Below are 20,529 nucleotides of genomic sequence, written 5' to 3' on the forward strand. Positions count from 1 at the left end.
CATGGCCGAGCCGCTCCCGCCCACCCGGCGGACCTTCCCTGGCGCCGGTCTCGCCAAGGGCCTCGCCGTCACCCTGCGCACGATGACGAAGAAGACGGTCACCGCGCAGTACCCCGACGTGCAGCCCGATCTCCCGCCCCGCTCCCGGGGTGTCATCGGTCTGTTCGAGGAGAACTGCACGGTCTGCATGTTGTGCGCCCGCGAGTGCCCGGACTGGTGCATCTACATCGACTCGCACAAGGAGACCGTCCCGGCCGCCGCCCCCGGTGGCCGCGAGCGCAGCCGCAACGTACTCGACCGCTTCGCCATCGACTTCTCCCTCTGTATGTACTGCGGTATCTGCATCGAGGTCTGCCCCTTCGACGCGCTGTTCTGGTCTCCGGAGTTCGAGTACGCCGAGACCGACATCCGCGAACTCACCCACGAGCGCGACAAGCTCCGCGAGTGGATGTGGACCGTGCCCGCGCCGCCCGCCCTGGACCCCGGCGCCGAGGAGCCCAAGGAACTCGCCGCCGCCCGCAAGACCGCCGACAAACTGGCGACTGCCCAGGAAACGGCCGCTCAGGAAACGGCGGCTCAGGACACCGCGGCCCCCGAAACCCCCGGACCGGAGGGAACCCCGTGACCCTCGCAGCCGCCGGCCACGGCTTCCTCTCCCCGACCGGAGTCGAGATCGCCTTTGTTCTCGTCGGCATCGTCACCTTCGGCGCGGCGATCGTCACCGTCACGACCAGGCAACTGGTGCACGCCGCACTGTGGCTCGTCGTCGCACTCGGCGGGATCGCCGTCGAATACCTCCTGCTCACGGCCGAGTTCATCGCCTGGGTACAGGTCCTCATCTACGTCGGTTCCGTCGTGGTCCTCCTCCTCTTCGGGCTGATGCTCACCAGGGCGCCCATCGGCCGTTCCCCGGACGCCGATTCGGGCAACCGCTGGGCCGCGCTCGCCGTGGCCGTCGCCTCGGCCGCCGTCCTGGTGTGGGTCGTCGTGGACGCCTTCCGCACCACCTGGGTCGACCTGGACGGGCCTGCCGAGGGCTCCACCAAGGTCACCGGCGAGGCCCTCTTCCAGAACTGGGTACTGCCCTTCGAGGCGCTCTCCGTGCTCCTGCTCGCCGCGCTCGTCGGCGCGATCGTCCTCTCCCGCAAGAACGTCACCCCGAGCACCCCGAGCACCCCGGACCCCCGCGACCCGGACCCGAGCGACAAGGAGCGCCAGCGCTGATGCATCTCGCCTATCCCGCCGTGCTCTCCGTCCTCCTCTTCTGCACCGGCCTGTACGGGGTCCTCGCCCGCCGGAACGCGATCCTCGTCCTGATGTCCGTCGAGCTGATGCTCAACGCCGTCAACCTCAACCTCGTCGCCTTCGACGTCTGGCTCAGCAAGGCCGCCCGCGACACCCTGCACTCCGGCCAGGCCCTGACCCTGTTCACGATCGCCATCGCCGCCGCCGAGATCGGCATCGGCCTCGCGATCGTCCTCGCCGTGTACCGCAACCGGGGCACCTCCGACGTCGACAAGCTCCGTGACACCGCCGAGCCCGACACGGACCCCGACGACCCGGAGCACCCCGACTCAACCCGGCGCCCGGCCGCTCCCGCCACGGCAGACAGGACTGAGGCCGCCGCGTGACCACCACGACCCTCGCCGTACTCGTCCCCCTTCTGCCGTTCCTGGCCGCCGCCGTCGGGCTGCTCATCGGCCGGACGGCCCCCGGCTTCGTACGCCCGCTCGCGGTGCTGCCGACCCTGCTGTCGCTGGTGCTCGCCGTGCTCGTCGCGGCGCGGCAGGGCGGCGGCCGGGCCATCGACGCGGCCACCGAACTGACGCCCACCGGCTCGGTCCCGATCGAACTCGCCCTGCACCTCGACGGCTTCGCCGTCCTCGTCGCCGTCCTCGTCGGCGTGGTCGCCTCCTGCGTGCAGATCTACTCCACGGCCTACCTGCGCGACGACCCGCGCTACGCCTCGTACGCGGCGCTGGTGTCTCTGTTCACGTCCGCCATGCTCCTGGTCGTCTACTCCGGCGACCTGATCGTGCTGCTGGTCGGCTGGGAGGTCATGGGCATCTGCTCGTACTTCCTCGTCGGCCACTACTGGGAGACCCCGGAAGCCCGCGCGGCCTCCCTGAAGGCGTTCCTGGTCACCAAGCTCGGCGATGTCCCCTTCCTGATCGGTCTGTTCGCACTCGCCGTGGACGCCGGGTCCTTCCGCATCACCCGGGTCCTCGGCGCGGTCGCGGCGGGCGCGATCGACCACCCCACGCTGATCGCGCTGCTGCTCCTGGCCGGTGTCGCGGGCAAGTCGGCGCAGTTCCCGCTGCACACCTGGCTGCCCGACGCGATGGCCGGTCCCACTCCGGTCTCCGCGCTGATCCACGCCGCGACGATGGTCGCCGCCGGTGTCTACTTCGTCGCGCGTCTCCTCCCCGTCTTCGTCGCGTCGGCCGCGGCGCTGGTCGTACTCGCCGTCATGGCCGCGATCACCATGGCCGGTTCGGCGCTCGCCGCGCTCGCGCAGGACGACATCAAACGCGTCCTCGCGTACTCGACGATCGGCCAGCTCGGCTACATGACCGGTGCCCTCGCCGTCGGCGACCGTGGTGCCGCCGTCTTCCACCTCCTGTCGCACGGCGCCTTCAAGGCGCTGCTGTTCCTCGCGGCGGGCGTGATCATCCACGCCGCCGGCACCAACTCGCTGGCCACGATGTCCCGGATGAAGGACCTCCGCGCCCGCGTACCCGACGCGTACTGGACGATGACCGTGGCGCTTCTCGCGCTCGCCGCGATCCCGCCCTTCAGCGGCTTCTTCTCCAAGGAGGCCGTGCTCGGTGCCGCCGAACACGCCGCCACCGGTCATGCGGCGGACATCCCCGGCGCCGCGGGCTGGATCGTCCTCGTGTCGGGCCTCGTGGCGGCCCTGCTCACCGCCGCCTACGCGACCCGGCTGTGGCTGCTCACCTTCCGCGGTCAGGGAGCGGAGGCTCCGGACCACGGAAAACAGCCGGTCGCGATGAACGCCGTCCTATGGGTACTCGCCGTCCCATCCCTCGCCTTCGGGCTGACCGTGGGCGTACTGCCCGACTGGTTCCACGGGCGCGCGCTCACCCCCACGCTCACCACCTCCGTCCTCGGTACGGGTGTCGCGCTCGTCGGCGGGCTGGTCACCTACGGCGCCTGGCGGCAGACCACGGCCCTCACCGCGCGGTACCCACTGGGTGCCCTCGCCGCCCACCCGGAGGGCGACGCCGGACTCGTCGAGGCCGAGGCCATCGCCACCCACACGCCCGCCTACGGCGATATCGCGTCCGCCCCCGACCCGGCCGACCCCGGACGGCTGCTGCTCGGCCCCCTGCACCGCCACGCCGCCGCCGGATTCCACCTGGACGCGATCTACGGCGCGCTCTTCGTGCGCCCCGTCCAGGCGGCGGCCGAACTGGTCCGCTTCCTCGACCGCGAGGTCGTCGACACCTATGTGCGCGGCGCGGGCGCCCTGCCCCGCTGGCTCGGCACCGCCGTACGGCGCGCGCAGACCGGCAACGTCCAGACCTATCTGACCGCGCTGCTCGCCGGATCCGTCGTCCTGGCGGTCGCCGCCGTCCTCGTCGCCACCGCCGGAGCGTGAGCAGCAGTGATCGATATCAGCGAGTCCGTGATGCAGTTCCTTCTGGCGTTCGTGGTCGTCGGCCCGCTCCTCGGCGCGGCCACGGCTCTGCTGCCGGCCCCTCCCGGGCTGAAGGGGAAGTCACCGGACCAGGCCGTGCTGCGGCACGGCGTGACCGTGAGTGGCGCCGTCCTCCTCGCGGCGATCGTCCTCGCGCTCGGCTTCGACCACGACCAGCCGTCGAGGATGCAGGCCACGACGGACATCAGCTGGATTCCGGCACTCGACGTACGGATCCATCTCGGCATCGACGGCATTTCGCTCCCCCTCCTCGTCCTGACGGCGCTGCTGACCTTCCTCTGCGCGCTCTACTCGTACTTCAAGATGCCCGCGGGCCCGTCCCCGAAGGCATTCGTCGCCCTGGTCCTGCTGCTTGAGTCCGGCACCCTCGCGACCTTCGCCGTCCTCGATCTGCTGCTGTTCTTCCTCGCTTTCGAGATGGTGCTCATCCCGATGTACTTCCTCATCGCCCGCTGGGGCGGCGAGGGCAGGCAGGCCGCTGCCTGGAAGTTCATCCTGTACACGCTGCTCGGTTCGGTCGTGATGCTGCTCGGCCTGCTCCTCATCGGGCTGAGGGCGGGCACATTCGACATGGTTGCACTCGCCACTGACAACGGCCGGTCGCTGAGTACATCGGTGCAGGTCATCGCCGTTTTGGCGATCGGGATCGGGCTGGCCGTGAAGGCGCCGATGTGGCCGTTGCACAGCTGGCTGCCGGACGCCCACACCGCCGCGCCGACGGTCGGCTCGGTCCTGCTGGCCGGTGTCCTGCTCAAGATGGGTACGTACGGGTTCGTCCGGATTCTGCTGCCGATCACACCAGATGGCATGCACACGTTCGCCCCGTATCTCGCGGCCTTCGCCGTGATCGGGATCATCTACGGATCCCTCGCCTGCCTCGCCCTCGCCCGGCAGGGCGCGAAGGGCGACCTCAAGCGCCTCATCGCGTACTCGTCCGTCGGCCACATGGGTTTCGTCCTGCTCGGCATCGCCACCCTGACCCCGACCGGCGTCAACGGCGCGCTGTTCGCGAACATCGCCCACGGCCTCATCACCGGCCTGCTGTTCTTCCTGGTCGGCGCCCTCAAGGACCGCACCGGCACCACCGACCTCGACTCCCTCGCCGAGGAGACGGGCGCCGCGCTCTACGGCAAGGCACCGCGCCTCGGCGGTCTGCTCGCCTTCGGCGCCGTCGCATCGCTCGGCCTGCCCGGACTCGCCGGATTCTGGGGCGAGATGCTCGCCCTGTTCGGCGCGTTCCGGCCCGCCGAAGGGCTCAGCCGCCCCGCGTACCTGACCTTCATGGCCTTCGCCGCCTTCGGCACCCTGCTCACCGCCGCCTACATGCTCATCGTGGTGCGCCGGGTCTGCATGGGCACCCCGCGCGCGGGGGAACGTCCCGCACTCGCCGACGTCCGTGGCTACGAGTTCGCCGCCTGGACCCCGCTCGTCGCCCTCACCGTCATCGCCGGACTCTGGCCCGCCCTGCTGCTCGGCCTGACCGACCCGGCCGTGCAGCAGCTCCTCGCAGGAGGCAAATCGTGACAGTCGCCGCCGGAGGCAGCCTCGTCCAGTCGGTCGACTGGCTCGCGATCGCGCCGCCCACCATCGCCGCGGTCGTCGGCCTGCTGGTGCTCGTCGCCGACCTGTTCGTGGGGGAGCGGCACAAAAGCGTCCTCGGTTGGGTGTCCGTGGCCGGACTCGTCGCCGCGCTGGTGTTCCTGCTGCCCCTCCTGGACGGCGACCGGTCCTCGTTCTGCCTCGCCGGCGACCCGACCGTGTGCAGCTACACCGCCGACCGGTTCACGCTGGTGATCCAGTTCCTGGTCCTCGGCGGCGCCCTGCTCACCGCACTGCTGTCGATGAGCACCCTCAAGGACACCTCCCGCGCGCGGGACGTGCCCGGCGGCGAGTACTGGTTCCTGCTGCTGTCCTCCGCGGCCGGTGCCGCGCTGCTGCCCGCCTCACGCGACCTGGCCACCCTGGTCGTCGCCCTCGAAGTGGCCTCCCTGCCCGCCTTCGCGCTGGTCGGCATCAAACACGGCGACCGCAAGTCGTCGGAGGCCGCCCTCAAGTTCTTCCTGTCGTCCGTCACGGCCACCGCGGTGACCCTGCTGGGCGTCAGCTTCGTCTACGCCACCACCGGCACGCTCTACCTGACGGAGATCGCCGGAAAACTTCAGCAGGTCGACCCGCAGTTCCACACCCTCGCCCAGGCGGGCGTCGCCCTCACCCTCGTCGGCTTCGCCTTCAAGACGGCCGCCGTGCCCTTCCACTTCTGGGTGCCCGACACCTATGTGGGCGCCCCCCTCCCGATCGCCGCCTATCTGTCCGTGATCGGCAAGGCGGTCGGCTTCTCCGGGCTGATCCTGGTGACCGTCATCGCCTTCCCGTCGTACGCGGACGTATGGGGCCCGGCGCTCGCCGTGCTCGCCGCCCTCACGATGACCGCCGGCAATGTCGCCGCGCTGCGCCAGCGCGCCACGCGCGCGTACAGCGCGGTCCGGCTGCTCGCCTGGTCGTCCGTCGGCCAGGCCGGCTACCTCCTGGTACCGATCGCCGCCGCCGGGTACGCGAAGGACGCCGAGCGCGCCATCGGATCGACCGTCGCGTACGCGCTGATGTACGCGGCCGTGAACCTCGGCGCGTTCGCGGTGGCCGCCCTCGTCGCCCGCTCGCGGCCCCTCAACCGGATCAGCGACTACCGGGGCCTCTACGCGGAGCGCCCGCTGACCGCCCTGGTGCTCGGTTTCTTCCTGCTGTGCCTCGCGGGACTGCCGCCCGGCATCATCGGTCTGTTCGCGAAGGTCACCGTGTTCTCGGCGGCCGTCGACGCGGGCCTCGGCTGGCTCGCCGTCGTCATGGCCGTGAACGTCGTCATCGCGCTGTACTACTACCTCCGGTGGACGGCCCTCCTGTTCCGTGCCCCCGAACAGGCATCCGAAAGTGCCCGTCTCAAGGTCCCCGCGCCTTTGACGGCGGCCATCGCCCTGACCGCCGTCCTGGGCATCGCGCTCTCCGGGGCACCCCAACTCGTCCTCCGGTTCTCCGCCACCGGCCTCTTCTGACACCCCGTCCCACCGGCGGCCGGAAGGCCCCATCCCGGGCCGTAGTGAGGCCGTCACCCGAGCGGACCATCACGGTGAGTGCGCGCACAAGGGAACTAGTGCTCCCCGCCTGGCGTTGACCATTGCGGGAGGGTCCACTGGACAGTGGAAGCACCAGAGCATCAATGAGCAGAGGGTTCCCCTGCCGCACCATCAGGAGGGCGTACTGTGCACCGCCGGCACAACGGGCTGAAGACCGCCGTACTCCTCGGGGGACTGTCCGCACTCATCATCGTCATCGGCAGTCTCTTCGGGCGTACGGGCCTGATCATCGCGCTCGTCGTGGCGATCGGCACCAACGCGTACGCGTACTGGAACAGCGACAAGCTGGCCCTGCGCGCGATGCGGGCCCGCCCGGTCAGCGAATTCGAGGCACCCCAGCTCTACCGCATGGTCCGCGACCTGTCGACGCAGGCCCGCCAGCCCATGCCCCGGCTGTACATCTCACCGACCGAGGCGCCGAACGCGTTCGCGACCGGCCGCAACCCGCGCAATGCCGCGGTCTGCTGCACCGACGGCATCCTGCGGATCCTCGACGAGCGGGAACTGCGGGGCGTCATCGGCCATGAGCTGAGCCACGTGTACAACCGCGACATCCTGATCTCGTCCGTCGCCGGAGCCCTCGCCTCCGTGATCATGTTCCTGGTGAACTTCGCCTGGCTGATCCCGTTCGGCCGCTCCGACAACGACGACGGTCCCGGCATCTTCGGCATGCTGCTCATCATGCTGCTCGGCCCGCTCGCGGCGAGCGTCATCCAGCTCGCCATCAGCCGCTCCAGGGAGTACGAGGCGGACGCGTCCGGCGCGCAACTCACCGGCGACCCCCTGGCTCTGGCGAGCGCCCTCCGTAAACTCGACGTCGGCACCAAGCAGTTGCCGCTGCCGCCCGAGCCGCGGATCGAGACCGCGAGCCACATGATGATCGCGAACCCCTTCCGTCCGGGCCAGGGGCTGTCCAAAATGTTCTCCACGCACCCGCCGATGGCGGAGCGCATCTCCCGGCTAGAACAGATGGCAGGTCGTCAGCAGTGAAGACAATCCTCAACATCATCTGGCTCGTCCTGAGCGGCTTCTGGCTGTTCCTGGGCTATCTCCTGGCAGGGGTCATCCTCTGCATCACCATCATCGGCATCCCCTTCGGCCTGGCCTCGTTCCGCATCGGCCTCTACGCGCTCTGGCCCTTCGGCTACACCACGGTCGAGCGCCGCGACGCCGGAGCGCCGTCGTGCGTCGGCAATGTGCTCTGGCTGGTCCTCGCGGGCTGGTGGCTCGCGCTGGCCCACATCACCACCGGCATCCTCCAGTGCCTCACGATCATCGGCATCCCGCTGGGCATCGCCAACTTCAAAATGATCTCCGTCTCGCTGCTGCCCCTGGGACGCGAGATCGTCCCGACGGACCAGCCGTTCGCCTCGCGGTAGCGGACGGCACGGGGGTGCAACTGCCGAGATACGCGCTGGTGTCGTACGACGCCGCCGAACTCACCGACGGCGAGCCCGGGTACGACGAGGTGTGGGCCCTGTGCGCCGACGCCGACGACCTGTTCGTGAACCCGCGCCTCCGCGCGCGGGAGCGGTACGAACTCCTGGGCTGCGCCGTCGAGGGCGCGTTGCGTACGGCCCTGGACCGCGCCCGGACCGAGGGCTCCGCGCCGCTCGGCGTCCTGGTCATGAAGGCACTCGACAAGAACGGCCACCACGTCGACGAGTGGTGTCTGGAGGACGTACGCCTCCTCGGCGACCGCCCCTGCGCGCGTGACCTGTCCTTACGCGACCTCACCGTGGAGGCGTCCGAGCCGGCCCACGCCCAACAGGCCGACTACCCGGCCCGCCCCGCCCTCTCGCCCGGCTACCAACTGCTCGACGCGGAGGACCGGCCCTGGGGCCGCTGCAAGGACCTCGCGCGCGTGGCGGACGACCGCTCCGAACCCGAGGAGCCCCCGATACGGCTCACCGGCTGCTCCCCGCGCGGCGCCCTGCGCGAGGCCCTCGACAGGGGCGAGGAAGACCTCGGACATGCCATGCTCCTCCGCCTGGACGCCCTCGGCGGGACTCTCGCGTCCGCCGTCGAGGGCGAGATCACCGCGTGGATCCCCTCCGCGCGCGGGCACGGCCTCATCGACCTCACCCTCGAATCCTGGTCGGACCAGCCGCCGTTCGCGGCCCGCCACGTCTGGGACCTGTGGTGGGACGGCCGCCCCACCCGAACCAACCTCTGGGCGCCCTGCTCCTCGGAGGGCCGCGACGTCTGGCTGACCCTGGCCCTCGAAAACCGGCACCGCGGCGCCCCGCACCGGCCGCCCGGTTCCCCGTACCACCTCGACGGCCGCCACATCACCGACGAGAAGGGCTTCTACTGCGCACTCGGCGAGGCGATGAACGGGCCCGGCGGCTACTTCGGCGGCACTTCGGGCGGCCTGTTCGACTGCCTGCGCGGCGGATTCGGCGCGACCTCGCCCTTCACCCTGGTCTGGCACGACGCCGAAGTGGCCCGTACCTGCCTCGGCGTGACTCCGCGCACCGACTACCGCCCGGCCACCTTCGAGCAATTCCTCACGCACCTCACCGAGCGGGGCGTCCGGGTCGTCATCGACTGACGGCGGTCGACCGCTAGCGATCGATGCACGGCGGTCGATTCACGGTGAACTCCGTCCGAGCGGCGGGCGAGGGCCGATTGTCAGTGGGGCCCTGCATCATGAACCCATGACCGAGATCGAGCAGTTGCTGACCAGGCTCGCCGTCCGGGCGAGGGAAAGCCGGCCGTGGGGCTGGACTTCCCTGCCCGACCCGGTGGACGCCGAGTCCGTGGCCCGCGCCGAGGCCGCGCTCGGTTTCCCGCTGCCGCCACTGCTCACCGCCCTCTACCTGCGGATAGGCGACGGCGGATTCGGTCCGGAATACGGCCTGTTGCCCCTGCTCGAAGGCTTCCCGTCCGGCGAGATGCCCGTCGTCGCCCAGTATCTGGACCACCGCAAGGACGGCCGCGACGACCCTTCCTGGCCGTGGCCCGAGGGCTTGCTCCCGATATCCCACTGGGGCTGCGGGATGTACGCCTGCGTCGACTGCCTGACCGAGGACGCGCCGGTCCTCCTCTTCGAGCCCAACGCGGACGAGGCGGACCACGCCTGGTACCTCGACGCCCCGAGCCTCGCCGACTGGCTGCGCACCTGGCTCGACGGCGCCGGCTGGTACGAGGAGGCCAACGACGGCCTTGACCTGGCACCGTGGGCCGAGTTCCGAGCACGGACGGAGCGGGAGCGGGCAGCGGGAGAGGCGAAGGAAGCGGGGGAGTCGAGGGGAGCGGACGCGATGCCGTAACCCCGGCCCCGGTTCCGGCCCCAGTCTGTCACCGCCCCCGCACCCCGTACGTCACCACACCCACCGCCAGGACCCCGACCCCCAGCAGGACCGACGGCACCGGCAGGGCGAAGGCCAGCGCCAGGCACCCGGCGAATCCCACCACCGGCACGACCCGCGACAACCGCGAGGAGTCGAGGGTCCACGCGGACGCGTTGGCGATCGCGTAGTACACCAGCACACCGAAGGAGGAGAAACCGATCGCCCCACGGACATCCACTGTGGCGGCGAGCACCGCGACCACCACACCCACGGCCAGCTCCGCGCGGTACGGCACCTGGAACCGGGGGTGCACCGCGGCCAGCGCACCCGGCAGATGACCGTCCCGCGCCATCGCCAGCGTCGTCCGCGACACCCCGAGGATCAGCGCCAGCAACGAGCCCAGAGCCGCCACCGCGGCGCCCACCCGCACCACGGGCACCAGTCCGGGCACACCCGCCGCCCGGACCGCGTCCGCCAGCGGAGCTGTCGCGTCCGCAAGTCCGCCCGACCCCAGCACCGAAAGGACGGCCGTCGCCACACACACGTACACGACGAGCGCGATGCCCAGAGCCAGCGGGATCGCGCGGGGGATGGTGCGCGCCGGATCGCGTACCTCTTCGCCGAGGGTCGCGATGCGCGCGTATCCGGCGAAGGCGAAGAACAGCAGCCCCGCCGCCCGCAGCACCCCGTCCGGCCCACCGGACGCGCCCGTTCCGAGCCGCCCGAAGTCGGCGGCGGCCGAACCGAGACAGACGACCACGACCGAGACGAGGACCGCCAGGACCACCGCGACGATCACCCGCGTCAGCCACGCGGACTTCTGAACGCCCCCGTAGTTCACGGCGGTCAGCGCCACCACGGCGCCCACGGCCACCGCGTGTGCCTGATCGGGCCACGCGTACGCGCCGACGGTGAGCGCCATCGCCGCGCAGGACGCCGTCTTGCCGACGACGAACGCCCAGCCGGCGAGGTACCCCCAGAACGGTCCGAGCCGTTCCCGCCCGTACACATAGGTCCCGCCCGACGCGGGGTACAGGGCGGCGAGGCGCGCGGACGACATCGCGTTGCAGTACGCGATCACGGCGGCCAGCCCCAACCCGAGCAACAGGGCAGACCCGGCAGCCCCCGCGGCCGAACCCAGGGCGGCGAAAATGCCCGCGCCGACCATCGAGCCCAACCCGATGACGACGGCATCGAAGACGCCGAGAGACCGCCGCAGCCGCTGTGTCATGCGCCGCACCCTACTGACCGCCGCAACCGGAACGAGTCGCCTCTACGTCTCATGGGACAAGAGCGTGCGAAAGGTGGGTTCACGGATGGGCATCATCAGCTGGATCGTTCTGGGGCTGCTGGCCGGGGCCATCGCCAAGGTCCTGCTGCCCGGCAGAGACCCGGGCGGCTTCATCGGCACGACCCTCATCGGCATCGCGGGCGCCTTTGTGGGCGGCTGGATCTCCGCCCGCTTCCTCGACCGTCCCGTGGCCACCCACTTCTACGACGGCGCCACCTGGATGGCCGCGATCGGCGGCTCCCTGGTCCTGCTGATCGGCTACCGCATTCTCTTCGGCCACTCGCGCCGCTGACGCCGCCCACGACAGTACGTACAGCGGAGGGCGACACCCGGTCCGGGTGCCGCCCTCCGTCACATCCGCGGGCGCCGCCACTCAGCTAGCGATAGTTCACGAACTGGAGCGCGAAGTCGAAGTCCTGCCCCTTGAGCAGGGAGATGACGGCCTGGAGGTCGTCGCGGTTCTTCGAGGTGACACGCAGCTCCTCGCCCTGCACCTGGGCCTTCACGCCCTTGGGACCCTCGTCACGGATGATCTTCGCGACCTTCTTCGCGTTCTCCTGGGAGATGCCCTCCTGGATCGAGGCGAAGAGCTTGTACTCCTTGCCGGAGAGCTGCGTCTCACCCGTGTCGAGCGCCTTCAGCGAGATACCACGCTTGATCAGCTTGGACTGGAAGACGTCGAGGATGGCGTCGACCCGGTCCTCGGAGTTGGCCTGCATCAGGATCTTCTCGCCGGACCAGGCGATCGAGGCGCCGACGTTCTTGAAGTCGTAGCGCTGCGAGATCTCCTTGGCGGCCTGGTTGAGGGCGTTGTCGACCTCCTGCCGCTCGACCTTCGAGACGATGTCGAAACTGGAGTCGGCCATGTCCTGTGGCTCCTTGTATCGGTGTATCGGTGTGCGCAAAACGGTGTGCGTAAGACACGGCCGTCGGTCCCGGGCCGCATCAGCAAAGACTAGCCATGCGCCCCCCACCGGGCGCCCCGGAATCGGGTGGCGGAGCACCCCTGGGCATCGGGTATCGTTTACGTCGTTGCAGGGGAGCCCCGCGAAAGCGCCTCCACAGCAGCAATCCCTGGCGGTGTGCCCGAGCGGCCAAAGGGAGCAGACTGTAAATCTGCCGGCTTCGCCTTCCCAGGTTCGAATCCTGGCGCCGCCACAGTGAGAGACCCCCTTCGTACTGCGTGAGTGCAGTGCGGAGGGGGTTTCTTCGTTTGTGGGCGCGTTGGCGACGGCCGAACGCATCGCGGTACGGGACGTGTTGAGCCGGGCGCACCGATCACATGGCTTGCTCGGTCAGAGGAAGGCGCGGATGGCCGGGGCGATCGCGCGGGCGAGGTCGGTGGGTGTGTGGAGGGTGCCGTCGATCGCGGGTTCGGCCAGTTGGCCGTGGGGGAGGGTCGCGGCGGCCTGCTCGGCGAGGGCGGAGGGGTGGCGCGGATCGGTGCCGCGGAAGACGAGTGTCGGAGCGGCGATCGTCGCGAGTTCGGCAACGCTGCGAAAGGAGCGGTCGTGGCCGATGGCCGCCGCGGCCACGATGCTCGCGGGGTCGGAGCGCGGGATGGCGTCGCGCACCATGGCTCCGACGACGGGCGGGAAGTCGGCGAGGATGGGCTCCCAGCCCGCTTCGATACCGTCCGACGCGACCCGGGCGGCGAACGCGTCGAGGAAGCGGATCTCGGCCTCCTTCGCCTCGTCGTCCTCGATGTCCTCGACCCCGATCAGCACGGCGGCCCGCACCCGGTCCGGATACGCGGCTGCCGTCCGGAGGGTGATCGTGGAACCGAGGCCCGCGCCGGCGAGTACGGCGGCCGGGATGTCCATGTGGTCCAGGAGTTGGACCACATCGTCGGTGTACCGGGCCCAGGAGTAGCGGGCGGGATCCGTGCAGATCGAGCGGCCGTAGCCGCGTAGGTCGGGGAGGACGACCATGAAGCGGTCGGCGAGCCGTTCGGCCAGCGGGAGCATGCTCTTGTGGTCGGGGCCTCCGGCATGCATGAGGACAAGAGGCCGCCCCTCTCCGAGGGTGGTGGCGTACAGGGCACAGTGGTCGGCCGCCCGATAGCTGATCTCTGCCATCAGCCCAACCTAGTTGTGGCACCGGGGCGTCCGGTATGCGTTATCCGCCGACTGATATCGCGAAACCGCCATCCCGAATCCGCCATCTCGAAGCCACCGTCCAGGACATGGCCCAACGCCTGGTCCCGTGGGTTCGGTGTGCCGTGTCCGCTGCGTATCTGCTCCCTGTGGGCTTCCTCGGTGCAGACTGAAGCCATGTCGTCCCGTCGCAGGTTCTGCCCCGAGTGCCGTCGCGAAATCGCCGTCGTCGCGGGCCGCTTCGCACGTCACGATCCGCCGGGTCCGCGCGGCGAGAGCACCCTTCTCTCCTGCGCGGGCTCCCGCCGACCGGCCCAACTCGACGCCGCCCAGCCCGCACTGGACGGCTACACGGTCCCAGACTTCCCCGGACAACTGCCGCTGTTCTGACCGGCTCTTCTGGCTCTACTCATGGCTCTACCGATGGCTCCACTGACTTTTCTGATCGCCCCGATGAGTCAACGGCCCGGGGGCCGGGTCAGTTCCCCGCGATCGACTTCACGGCCACCGCCACCGGTGACGACCCGCTGATCAGTTCCAGCGTCAGCCCGCTCGTCGCCGGAGTGTCGACCAACTCCGCGAGGACCGCCGCCACATCGTCGCGCGGCACCGGCCCGCGACCTGTGTCCGCCTCCAGCCGCACCTGCCCGGTACCGGCGTCGTTCGTCAACATCCCGGGGCGCAGGATCGTCCAATCGAGACCGGCACGCGCGCGTACGTTGTCGTCGGCCTCGCCCTTGGCGCGCAGATACGCGTCGAAGATCTCGTCGCCCGGGTGGGCCGGATCGGCGCCCATCGACGACACGACGACATACCGGCGTACCCCCGCGGCCTCGGCCGCGTCGGCGAACAGGACGGCCGCGCCGCGGTCCACGGTGTCCTTGCGGTCGGCGCCGCTTCCCGGACCCGCGCCCGCCGCGAACACCGCCGCGTCCGCGCTCGCCAGATGGCGCGCCACGTCCTCGACCGACGCCGACTCCAGGTCGCACACGACCGGTTCGGCGCCCGCCTCCAGCAGGTCGCCGCTCTGCTCGGGGCGGCGGATGATCCCCGCCACCTCGTCACCGCGCGCGGCGAGCAGACGCTCCAGCCGCAGCGCGATCTGACCATGACCTCCAGCGATGACAATGCGCATGCCTCCGACCGTACGCCGGGCAGGACGTCCTCGCCGTACGGCCTTGCGCCAGGTTGACGCAACACCCACCCACCGCGCACCCGCGACACATCCCACCGCGCACCCGCCACACATCCCGCCGCGCGCGTGAGGACGCATCCAACCCCCGCGTCAGGACGCCCCCGAGCCCCCCGCACCGCCCCCACTGCCGCCCCCGGCACCCCCACCCGGCGCCGTCCTCCCCTGGCGTGGCAGGTCGAGCGCCACGGCCACCGCCGAATCGCAGTACTCGCGTACCGCGCTCGTCCGCGCCACCACGCGCCCCCGGTGCACCACGATGCGGCTGTACGCGAGGGACAGCACCCCCGACAGGCGTTCGCCGCGCACCGCGAGCAACTCCGCAGGGAAGCCCGCCTCGACCCGTACCTCGGGCAGCCCCAGCGCGGCCCGGGACTCCGCGCAGACGGCGTCGTACGCGTCCTCGGGCCGCAGCCCGAACCGCGACGCCAGCAGGTACGCGGCCTCCAACGGGTCGCCGCGCCCCACCTGGTTGCCCACGTCCCGCAGGGCGCCGCTCCCGGCGGCCACCCGAACCCCGGCCGCGCGCAGCAGCCGTACCGGCGCCGTGTCCCGGCGCTCGGCGCCGTCGCAGCCGCCCTGCGGCAGACAGACCACGGTCACACCGGCCGCCGCGAGCCGGTCCGCGACCCGCCCTGCCGCGTCCGCCGGCAGCCGGGCCAGACCGCCGCACGGCCCGATCGTCACACCGGGCCGCAGCCCGCCCGCCATCGCGGCGAGCCGTGCGAGCCGCGCGGGATCGTCGCCGTCCGTGTGCAGATCGACCGCGCAGCCGTGCTCCGCGGCGACCTCCAGGACAGTTTCCACATAGCCCGTCGGATCGGGATCGAGGTCCGGGCAGCCGCCGACGGCGGAGGCGCCCATCTTGAGCGCGTCGCGCAGCTCCGAGAGCCCGTCGGCGCCCGCCACTCCGGTCAGCAGCCGGGGCATCGCCACCACCGAGAGATCCACCAGACCCCGCAGCGACCGCCGCGCCTGAAGGACCGCTTCCATCGCGGCGAGCCCCGGTACGTCACCGATCCGCACATGCGAACGCAGTGCCGTGGCACCGTGCCCGAGCTGCAGCAACGCGGCCTCGGTGGCCCTGCGCTGCACATCGTGGACCTCGTACGAGACCGGCCCGTCCGTGTCCGCCGACAGGGCCGTGTCGCTGTGCGCGTGCGGCTCGGCGGGCGCGGGCAGCAGCAGATGGCCGGCGAGGTCCACGCGCGCGGTGTACGCCGTCAGGCTCCCCGTCGTGCCGACCGCCTCGATCCGCCCGCCACCGAGCCGTACGTCGACGATCCGGCCGTCCGTGAGGCGGGCGCCGCAGAGCAGCAGGCCCGCGGCGTCGGACGACTTGCCGTCGTCACCGGGCGTCGGGCGGGGCGAACCGGAGGGCGGGGGCTGCTGCGGCTGGCTGTCGGGCATCGCGCTCCTGGGGCTCTGCTGGGGGCTCTGCGTGCAAGATCACTCAGCGTGAGTCGAGCCTAGGGCGACGGCCGGGTGGCTTCGCGGAGGAGCGGAATAGTCGTACCGGTGTGGTGCGGTGCGGGTGTGTCCACGGGGGTTCGGCCCAGTCCGGAACAACGCGCGCGGGAGGGGCGTCAGAGGCGCGAGAGGGTCGCGAGAGCGCCGGGAGAGGGCGGGGAGAGGGCGGGGAGAAGAAGCCGTACTGCCCCTGCGTGCCCGGTACGAAACGGATTTGGGCGATCGGTGGGCGAGCGTGTAATGTCTTCATCGCTCGCCCCAATAGCTCAGTCGGTAGAGCGTCTCCATGGTAAGGAGAAGGTCAACGGTTCGATTCCGTTTTGGGGCTCTGATGTGTGAGGTTCCTCTCCCTCGGGTGAGGTGCCGAAGCGCATCGCAGCGGTGTAGCTCAGTCGGTAGAGCAAGCGGCTCATAATCGCTGTGTCACCGGTTCAAGTCCGGTCACCGCTACTCTCAGTAGCCGATTGCGGGGTCGGTCCTTCAGTCGGCTACTCTTTCTTGCGTTAATGCCATTTCCATCCGTTCGTCAAGGAGCACTCACGTGGCTGCCACCGACGTCCGCCCGAAGATCACGCTGGCCTGCGTGGAGTGCAAGGAGCGGAACTACATCACCAAGAAGAACCGGCGTAACAACCCGGACCGTCTTGAGATGAAGAAGCACTGCCCGCGTTGCAACGCGCACACCGCGCACCGCGAAACGCGATAAAACAGGCTCGTTCGCGAGGCCGTCCCCTCCCCGGGGGCGGCCTCGCGGCGTTGGCGGCGACCGCTCTTCGGCGGACAGCCGCCCACCCTCTACGGAGCCTGGCCCTCCGGAGCCATGAGCTACGGAGCCGGCCCCTCCGGAACCGTCAGCACGTCGTGGAAACCAGGAGGTGCCGAGCCATGGCGCTCGACCAGTCCTTCGTGGGGCGGACCTACCCGCCCACCGACCCCTATGAGGTCGGCCGGGAGAAGATCCGTGAGTTCGCGGTGGCCGTGGGGGACACCCACCCCGCGTACACCGACCAGGAAGCCGCCAAGGCGCTCGGCCACGCCGATGTGATCGCCCCGCCGACCTTCGTCTTCGCGATCACCTTCAAGGCGGCCGGACAGGTGATCGAGGACCCGCAACTCGGCCTGGACTACAGCCGGGTCGTGCACGGCGACCAGAAGTTCACCTACACGCGCCCCGTGCGCGCGGGGGACCGGCTCACCGTCACCTCGACCATCGAGGCCATCAAGTCCATGGCGGGCAACGACATCCTGGACATCCGCGGCGAGGTCCACGACGAGGTGGGCGACCATGTGGTCACCGCCTGGACCAAGCTGGTGTCCCGAGCGGCCGAGGAGGCGTGACCATGACGGCGAGCATCGCGTACGACGACATCGAGGTTGGCGCCGAACTGCCCGCGCGGGCCTTCCCCGTGACCCGGGCCACGCTCGTGCGCTACGCGGGCGCCTCCGGCGACTTCAACCCCATTCACTGGAACGAGAAGTTCGCCAAGGAGGTCGGACTGCCGGACGTCATCGCGCACGGCATGTTCACCATGGCCGAGGCGATCCGCGTCGTGACCGACTGGGCCGGCGACCCGGGCGCGGTCGTGGAGTACGGCGTCCGCTTCATCCGTCCCGTGGTCGTACCGAACGACGACGAGGGCGCCACGATCGAGGTCACCGGCAAAGTCGCCGCCAAACTCGACGACAACAAGGTCCGCGTCGACCTGACCGCCCTGTCCGCCGGCCAGAAGGTCCTGGGGATGTCACGGGCAGTCGTGCGGCTGGCCTGAGGTTGGCCTGAGAAGGGTTGGCCTCAGAGTGGTCGGCCCGGGAGAGACGGGTAACCCGAGAGGGACAGGTAAGGGGTGCTGCTCCATGAAGGGTGCCCCTTACGCGCGCCAGGCCCTCGCCCACCGGCGAGACCGTACCCTTGTGCGCGTGCAGGAACTCCTCGATGCCCCGCTCGCCCCGCTGACCACCTTCCGGCTCGGCGGCCCCGCGACCCGTCTGATCACCGCGACGACCGACACCGAAGTGATCGACGCCGTCCGTGAGGCCGACGACACGGGCACGCCTTTGTTGCTCGTCGGCGGTGGCAGCAACCTCGTTATCGGCGACAAGGGCTTCCTCGGCACGGCCCTGCGCATCGCCACCCGCGGCTTCACCCTCGACGGCACCCGGCTCGAACTGGCCGCCGGAGAGGTCTGGACCGACGCTGTCGCCCGCACCGTGGACGCCGGACTCGCCGGCATCGAATGCCTCGCCGGAATCCCCGGCTCCGCCGGCGCGACGCCCATCCAGAACGTCGGCGCCTACGGCCAGGAGGTCTCCTCGACCGTCACCGAGGTCGTCGCCTACGACCGGCATACGCGCGAGACGGTCACCCTGGCGAACGACGCCTGCGCGTTCTCGTACCGGCACAGCAGGTTCAAGGCCGAGCCCGAGCGCTTCGTCGTGCTGCGGGTGCGGTTCCTCCTGGAGGACGCGGACGGTCTGTCGGCGCCCCTCAAGTACGCGGAGACCGCGCGGGCCCTCGGCGTCGAGGCGGGGGAGCGGGTACCGCTCGCCCGCGCGCGCGAGACCGTCCTCAAGCTGCGCGCGGGCAAAGGCATGGTGCTCGACCCGGAGGACCACGACACCTGGTCGGCGGGGTCCTTCTTCACCAACCCGATCCTCACCGAAGAGGAGTTCGGCGTGTTCCACGCGCGCGTGGTGGAGCGACTGGGCGCCGATGCGGCGCCGCCCGCCTTCCCCGCGGGGGACGGCCGTACGAAGACGTCGGCGGCCTGGCTCATCGACAGGGCCGGATTCACCAAGGGATACGGCACCGGGGCGGCGCGGATCTCCACCAAGCACACGCTCGCCCTCACCAACCGGGGCGGTGCCACGGCCGAGGACCTGCTCGCCCTCGCGCGCGAGGTCGTCACCGGAGTCCGGGACGCTTTCGGCGTCACCCTGGTCAACGAGCCCGTGATGGTCGGCGTCGACCTCTAGCACGCGCAGTACAGGCCGAGTAAGCCCCCGTACACCCTGTGCGCGCTCAGTACGCGACCCCCACCGCCTTCCGTACCGTCGCCGGGTCGTCGATCATCGACAGCATCGCGTGCGCCACGTCCGCGCGGCCGATCATGCGCCCCTTGCGCGGATTCCCGCCGACGACCCGGCGATACGTACCCGTCAGGGGCCTGTCCAGCAGGCGCGGAGGCCGCACCGACGTCCAGCCGGTGTCGCTGCGCTCCAACTCGGCCTCCATCTCCGCCAGATCGGCGTAGACGCCCTTCAGAAGCGACCGGATCACCGACCGCACCGCGCGGTCCAGCACCGGCTCGTCCGCCGCGGAGGCCCCCACCGGGGCCGCGCTCACCACCAGGAGCCGGCGCACCCCCTCGGGCCGCATCGCCTCCAGGACCGTACGGGTCAGCCGGCACGCGACCCCCACGTCCTTGCGGCTGCGGGCGCCGAGCCCGGACAGCACCGCGTCCCGGCCCGTCACGGCGGGCCGCAGCGCCTCCGCGTCCGTCAGATCCGCCCGGAACACCTCCAGACCCTCACCCGTCACCGACAGCCGCGCGGGATCCCGCACCACCGCGGTGACCTGGTGGCCCGCCGCCAGGCCCTGCCGGACGATCTCCTGACCGATGCCGCCGGTCGCCCCGAACACTGTCAGCCTCATCGTGCGCCTCCTGGCGGTGGGTAAGTACTCACTCACCCACTAGGGTGGATACGTCGTCACCCACCCGTCAAGCCCGGAGGGAGCGCGTATGCGGCAGCAGTCCGCCAGGCCCCGCATCCTCGACGCCGCGCACGAGCTGATGCTCACCGTCGGGCTCGCCCGCGCGACCACCAAGGAGATCGCCAAGGCGGCCGGCTGCTCGGAAGCCGCGCTCTACAAGTACTTCGCGAGCAAGGAGGAGCTGTTCATCAGCGTCCTCGCGGAGCGGCTGCCCAAGCTCGGACCGCTGCTGGAACACCTCATGGAGGAACCCGAGACGCACACCGTCGAGGAGAACCTCACCGAGATCGCCCGCCGGGCCGCCCTCTTCTACGAGCAGAGCTTCCCGATAGCCGCGTCGCTCTACGCCGAGACCCGCCTCAAGCGCCGCCACGACGCGGCCCTGCGCGACATGGACGCGGGCCCCCACCGGCCCATCCAGAGCCTCGACGCCTATCTGCGCGCCGAACAGCGCGCCGGCCGGGTCCGGGCGGACGCCGACACCTTCGCCGCCGCGTCGCTGCTTCTCGGCGCCTGCGCCCAGCGCGCCTTTGCCTACGACATGACCGAGACCGGCCGGCCCCCACAGTCCCTCGACACCTTCGCCGCCGGCATCGCCCGCACCCTGCTCGCCGGTGTCGCCGGTATCGCCTGAGCGTCACCCACGCGCGCGGGACACGCGT

At 70.7% G+C, this 20,529-nt stretch carries 23 protein-coding genes and 3 tRNA genes; 20 read left to right on the plus strand and 6 right to left on the minus strand.

Annotated features, from left to right (window positions below; translation table 11 throughout):
- The first annotated feature begins 1 nt into the window (after window position 1).
- From ACFVT5_RS00825 to ACFVT5_RS00870, 10 genes are all read left to right on the plus strand, one after another.
- Window positions 2-625: a NuoI/complex I 23 kDa subunit family protein gene (locus ACFVT5_RS00825; RefSeq protein WP_389880008.1), complete on the plus strand. Its 624-nt coding sequence runs from the start codon at window positions 2-4 to the stop codon at window positions 623-625.
- Window positions 622-1,224, plus strand: coding sequence for an NADH-quinone oxidoreductase subunit J (locus tag ACFVT5_RS00830; RefSeq protein ID WP_389880010.1), 603 nt, complete (start codon window positions 622-624; stop codon window positions 1,222-1,224). Before ACFVT5_RS00825 ends, ACFVT5_RS00830 begins: the two co-directional genes overlap by 4 nt.
- A complete protein-coding gene (gene nuoK / locus ACFVT5_RS00835; protein WP_389880012.1) occupies window positions 1,224-1,631 on the plus strand; it encodes an NADH-quinone oxidoreductase subunit NuoK in 408 nt (135 codons plus the stop codon). Before ACFVT5_RS00830 ends, nuoK begins: the two co-directional genes overlap by 1 nt.
- Window positions 1,628-3,622 (plus strand): NADH-quinone oxidoreductase subunit L, encoded by a 1,995-nt coding sequence (locus ACFVT5_RS00840; RefSeq protein ID WP_389880014.1) that lies wholly within the window; start codon window positions 1,628-1,630, stop codon window positions 3,620-3,622. The genes nuoK and ACFVT5_RS00840 overlap by 4 nt, the downstream gene beginning before the upstream one ends.
- A gap of 6 nt (window positions 3,623-3,628) precedes the next feature.
- On the plus strand, window positions 3,629-5,206 hold the full coding sequence (locus tag ACFVT5_RS00845) for an NADH-quinone oxidoreductase subunit M (RefSeq protein WP_389880016.1): 1,578 nt from the start codon (window positions 3,629-3,631) through the stop codon (window positions 5,204-5,206).
- The gene (locus ACFVT5_RS00850) at window positions 5,200-6,729 is read left to right on the plus strand and encodes an NADH-quinone oxidoreductase subunit N (protein ID WP_389880956.1); all 1,530 of its coding nucleotides are present in this window, start codon (window positions 5,200-5,202) and stop codon (window positions 6,727-6,729) included. Before ACFVT5_RS00845 ends, ACFVT5_RS00850 begins: the two co-directional genes overlap by 7 nt.
- Window positions 6,730-6,936: 207 nt before the next feature.
- Window positions 6,937-7,800 (plus strand): zinc metalloprotease HtpX, encoded by an 864-nt coding sequence (htpX, locus tag ACFVT5_RS00855; RefSeq protein ID WP_389880018.1) that lies wholly within the window; start codon window positions 6,937-6,939, stop codon window positions 7,798-7,800.
- Complete coding sequence (locus ACFVT5_RS00860) at window positions 7,797-8,189, plus strand: YccF domain-containing protein (RefSeq protein ID WP_389880020.1); 393 nt, start codon at window positions 7,797-7,799, stop codon at window positions 8,187-8,189. Before htpX ends, ACFVT5_RS00860 begins: the two co-directional genes overlap by 4 nt.
- Window positions 8,190-8,203: 14 nt before the next feature.
- Complete coding sequence (locus ACFVT5_RS00865; protein ID WP_389880022.1) at window positions 8,204-9,364, plus strand: barstar family protein; 1,161 nt, start codon at window positions 8,204-8,206, stop codon at window positions 9,362-9,364.
- Between the two features lie 106 nt (window positions 9,365-9,470).
- Window positions 9,471-10,085: an SMI1/KNR4 family protein gene (locus ACFVT5_RS00870; RefSeq protein WP_389880024.1), complete on the plus strand. Its 615-nt coding sequence runs from the start codon at window positions 9,471-9,473 to the stop codon at window positions 10,083-10,085.
- A 28-nt stretch (window positions 10,086-10,113) separates the two neighbouring features.
- Here ACFVT5_RS00870 and ACFVT5_RS00875 read toward each other — a convergent pair whose 3' ends face one another.
- Window positions 10,114-11,337, minus strand: coding sequence for an APC family permease (locus ACFVT5_RS00875; RefSeq protein WP_389880026.1), 1,224 nt, complete (start codon window positions 11,335-11,337; stop codon window positions 10,114-10,116).
- 85 nt (window positions 11,338-11,422) lie between these two features.
- Between ACFVT5_RS00875 and ACFVT5_RS00880 the strand changes: the two genes are divergently transcribed.
- Window positions 11,423-11,689, plus strand: coding sequence for a GlsB/YeaQ/YmgE family stress response membrane protein (locus ACFVT5_RS00880; RefSeq protein WP_389880028.1), 267 nt, complete (start codon window positions 11,423-11,425; stop codon window positions 11,687-11,689).
- Between the two features lie 85 nt (window positions 11,690-11,774).
- Here the strand turns inward: ACFVT5_RS00880 and ACFVT5_RS00885 are convergent, their stop codons facing one another.
- A complete protein-coding gene (locus ACFVT5_RS00885; RefSeq protein ID WP_389880029.1) occupies window positions 11,775-12,263 on the minus strand; it encodes a YajQ family cyclic di-GMP-binding protein in 489 nt (162 codons plus the stop codon).
- A 210-nt stretch (window positions 12,264-12,473) separates the two neighbouring features.
- Here ACFVT5_RS00885 and ACFVT5_RS00890 point away from each other — a divergent pair.
- Window positions 12,474-12,555: transfer RNA gene (locus ACFVT5_RS00890), tRNA-Tyr, on the plus strand.
- Between the two features lie 137 nt (window positions 12,556-12,692).
- On the opposite strand, the gene ACFVT5_RS00895 is transcribed toward ACFVT5_RS00890, so the two are convergent.
- Window positions 12,693-13,475, minus strand: coding sequence for an alpha/beta fold hydrolase (locus ACFVT5_RS00895; protein ID WP_389880031.1), 783 nt, complete (start codon window positions 13,473-13,475; stop codon window positions 12,693-12,695).
- 195 nt (window positions 13,476-13,670) lie between these two features.
- On the opposite strand from ACFVT5_RS00895, the gene ACFVT5_RS00900 reads away from it, so the two are divergent.
- The gene (locus ACFVT5_RS00900) at window positions 13,671-13,883 is read left to right on the plus strand and encodes a hypothetical protein (RefSeq protein WP_389880033.1); all 213 of its coding nucleotides are present in this window, start codon (window positions 13,671-13,673) and stop codon (window positions 13,881-13,883) included.
- A gap of 88 nt (window positions 13,884-13,971) precedes the next feature.
- Here the strand turns inward: ACFVT5_RS00900 and ACFVT5_RS00905 are convergent, their stop codons facing one another.
- Complete coding sequence (locus tag ACFVT5_RS00905) at window positions 13,972-14,628, minus strand: SDR family oxidoreductase (RefSeq protein ID WP_389880035.1); 657 nt, start codon at window positions 14,626-14,628, stop codon at window positions 13,972-13,974.
- Window positions 14,629-14,778: 150 nt separating this feature from the next.
- A complete protein-coding gene (locus tag ACFVT5_RS00910; protein ID WP_389880037.1) occupies window positions 14,779-16,095 on the minus strand; it encodes an amidohydrolase family protein in 1,317 nt (438 codons plus the stop codon).
- Between the two features lie 315 nt (window positions 16,096-16,410).
- Between ACFVT5_RS00910 and ACFVT5_RS00915 the strand changes: the two genes are divergently transcribed.
- The 6 genes from ACFVT5_RS00915 to ACFVT5_RS00940 all read left to right on the plus strand — a co-directional run bounded on the left by ACFVT5_RS00915 (window position 16,411) and on the right by ACFVT5_RS00940 (window position 19,128).
- Window positions 16,411-16,483, plus strand: a tRNA-Thr gene (locus ACFVT5_RS00915).
- 49 nt (window positions 16,484-16,532) lie between these two features.
- Window positions 16,533-16,605 (plus strand) — tRNA-Met (locus tag ACFVT5_RS00920).
- A gap of 91 nt (window positions 16,606-16,696) precedes the next feature.
- Window positions 16,697-16,861, plus strand: coding sequence for a 50S ribosomal protein L33 (gene rpmG, locus ACFVT5_RS00925; RefSeq protein ID WP_003948671.1), 165 nt, complete (start codon window positions 16,697-16,699; stop codon window positions 16,859-16,861).
- A 179-nt stretch (window positions 16,862-17,040) separates the two neighbouring features.
- Window positions 17,041-17,493: a MaoC family dehydratase N-terminal domain-containing protein gene (locus ACFVT5_RS00930; protein ID WP_389880039.1), complete on the plus strand. Its 453-nt coding sequence runs from the start codon at window positions 17,041-17,043 to the stop codon at window positions 17,491-17,493.
- 2 nt (window positions 17,494-17,495) lie between these two features.
- The gene (locus ACFVT5_RS00935; RefSeq protein ID WP_389880040.1) at window positions 17,496-17,924 is read left to right on the plus strand and encodes a MaoC family dehydratase; all 429 of its coding nucleotides are present in this window, start codon (window positions 17,496-17,498) and stop codon (window positions 17,922-17,924) included.
- Between the two features lie 148 nt (window positions 17,925-18,072).
- Complete coding sequence (locus ACFVT5_RS00940; RefSeq protein ID WP_389880042.1) at window positions 18,073-19,128, plus strand: UDP-N-acetylmuramate dehydrogenase; 1,056 nt, start codon at window positions 18,073-18,075, stop codon at window positions 19,126-19,128.
- Between the two features lie 46 nt (window positions 19,129-19,174).
- Here the strand turns inward: ACFVT5_RS00940 and ACFVT5_RS00945 are convergent, their stop codons facing one another.
- The gene (locus tag ACFVT5_RS00945; protein ID WP_389880045.1) at window positions 19,175-19,807 is read right to left on the minus strand and encodes an NAD(P)-dependent oxidoreductase; all 633 of its coding nucleotides are present in this window, start codon (window positions 19,805-19,807) and stop codon (window positions 19,175-19,177) included.
- 88 nt (window positions 19,808-19,895) lie between these two features.
- Here ACFVT5_RS00945 and ACFVT5_RS00950 point away from each other — a divergent pair, with 88 nt between their 5' ends.
- Window positions 19,896-20,501 (plus strand): TetR/AcrR family transcriptional regulator, encoded by a 606-nt coding sequence (locus tag ACFVT5_RS00950; RefSeq protein ID WP_389880047.1) that lies wholly within the window; start codon window positions 19,896-19,898, stop codon window positions 20,499-20,501.
- Window positions 20,502-20,529 lie beyond the last annotated feature (28 nt).

Origin of the sequence: Streptomyces sp. NPDC058001 (assembly GCF_042886315.1) — a bacterium.
Classification (GTDB): Bacteria; Actinomycetota; Actinomycetes; order Streptomycetales; family Streptomycetaceae; genus Streptomyces.